Origin of the sequence: Staphylococcus sp. HMSC65H10 (assembly GCF_001839185.1) — a bacterium.
Taxonomy (GTDB): Bacteria; Bacillota; Bacilli; order Staphylococcales; family Staphylococcaceae; genus Staphylococcus; species Staphylococcus simulans.
The window spans coordinates 1-321 of record NZ_KV840388.1 but is presented as its reverse complement, the minus strand read 5'-3'; the positions used below and the strand labels follow the sequence as shown (position 1 = coordinate 321).

1 pseudogene is annotated in these 321 nt (G+C 30.8%); it reads right to left on the bottom strand.

Annotated features, from left to right (window positions below):
* Window positions 1-202 (bottom strand): annotated as a pseudogene (locus HMPREF3270_RS10185) (IS6 family transposase); the annotation flags it as partial.
* Window positions 203-321 lie beyond the last annotated feature (119 nt).

Here is a 321-nt window from a genome sequence, read left to right as displayed (position 1 = left end):
TTTTATGCTTTTTCTTCCAAATTTGATACAAAATAGGAGCATATTCTTGAACCCAACGGTAGATCGTTGAATGATGAACGTTAACGCCGCGTTCTCTTAGTATTTCAGATATATCACGATAACTAAGCGCGTATCTTAAGTAATAGCCAACGGCTACAGTTATTACATCTTTATTAAATTGCTTATATCTAAAATAATTCATAGAGAACGCTCCTTTTTTGTTAAAATTATACTATAAAATTAACTTTGCAACAGAACCGTATCAAAGTATCAATACAGCAAAGAACACTTTAAAAGGTATTGAATGTATTTACGCTCTAT